Here is a 1310-nt window from a genome sequence, read left to right on the forward strand (position 1 = left end):
GTTCGAAAGTTCCCCGGTCCAGCAGTTCAGCAACTGAGCACGGGAGGAATCATCATGAGACTGCGAAACACTCTCGCCGCGGTGACGGCGGCGACCCTCATGTCCCTCGGGTTGGCGTTGAGCGCCGGCCAGCCGGCCATGGCCGATGATGGGTGCGAGTCGATCTTCGTGGGGAACGTCGTCGTTGGCGGACCGCTCGATGAGACGTTCATCGGCGGCGCCGGTGACGACACCTTCTTCGGCAACGGCGGCAACGACACGCTGATCGGCAACGGCGGCAACGACACGCTGATCGGCGGGCCGGGTGACGACACGATCAGCGGCGGCGACGGTGAGGACACGATCAGCGGCGGGGACGGCGACGACAGCGCGTCCGGAGGCCTTTGCGACGACAGGGTGAGCGGTGACGCGGGCAATGACCGGGCGCGCGGCGACGAGAACGACGACGTCGTCGAGGGCAACGACGGGGACGACGTCGTGGCCGGCAACCCGGGCGTGGACACCGTGCGGGGCGGCGACGGCTGGGACGAGGTCAGCGGCGGGGACGGTATGGACCTTCTGTTCGGCGGTTCCGGAAACGACAACCTCGACGGCGGAGCGGGCGTGGACCAGCTCGACGGCGGGCTCAATGTCGACGCCGGGAACGGTGGACCGGCGTTCGACACGCTGTGCGCCGTCGAGGCGCCGGTGAACTGCCCGTAGCAGTCCATGCTGACACCACGATGATGCCCGGATGCGACTCTTCCCCCGGCCGCCGGACAGGCGGTCGGGGGAAGATCTTTGAGGGGAAGAGAATGCGAGTACGAACCACGATCGCGACGGCGGCGGCAGCCATCCTGATGTCGGCGGGCCTGGCGGCCATCGCTTCACCGGCCCAGGCCGCCCCCGACGCGTGCGACGGTCCGATCACCCGTGTCGTTTACCTGACCGCCGGCGACGACGTGTACTACGGCAATGACACGTCGGAAGAGATTCACGGCCGTGGCGGGAACGACACCATCTACGGTCTCGACGGCGCCGACGTGCTCATCGGCGGTCCAGGCGTCGACATCCTCATCGGTTCGCAGTGTGCCGATGTGCTGGAGGGCAACGGCAACGTCGACTTCCTCGCCGGCGGTTCCGGTGCCGACGTGTTCGACGGCGGGCTGGGCGCCGACCAGTGCTCCGACGCCATCGAGTACCCGGAGATCACCTACTTCATGGACTTCTCGGCCTGCTGAACGCTCAGGCCGCGCAGCACCCGCGGGTCAGGAGGCGGGGCGTCGATCGACCGCATGGCGGCGCTCCAGCGGTCGAACATCCGCCGCGCC

General features: G+C 68.5%; 2 protein-coding genes. Both read left to right on the plus strand.

The annotated features are described in order from the left end of the window. The first annotated feature begins 54 nt into the window (after positions 1-54). Positions 55-702 carry a calcium-binding protein gene (locus tag AB0M20_RS44070; protein WP_364307511.1) on the plus strand — a complete coding sequence of 216 codons (648 nt, stop codon included), beginning with the start codon at positions 55-57 and terminating at the stop codon, positions 700-702. A 92-nt stretch (positions 703-794) separates the two neighbouring features. Then, a complete protein-coding gene (locus tag AB0M20_RS44075) occupies positions 795-1220 on the plus strand; it encodes a hypothetical protein (protein ID WP_364307513.1) in 426 nt (141 codons plus the stop codon). Positions 1221-1310: the final 90 nt, after the last annotated feature.

It is taken from the genome of Actinoplanes sp. NPDC051633 (assembly GCF_040681735.1).
Classification (GTDB): Bacteria; Actinomycetota; Actinomycetes; order Mycobacteriales; family Micromonosporaceae; genus Actinoplanes.

Excerpts from the sequence above, each read along its gene's own strand:
- AB0M20_RS44070 (WP_364307511.1), top strand. The coding sequence starts at position 55 with ATGAGACTGCGAAACACTCTCGCCGCGGTGACGGCGGCGACCCTCATG.
- AB0M20_RS44075 (WP_364307513.1), top strand. The coding sequence starts at position 795 with ATGCGAGTACGAACCACGATCGCGACGGCGGCGGCAGCCATCCTGATG.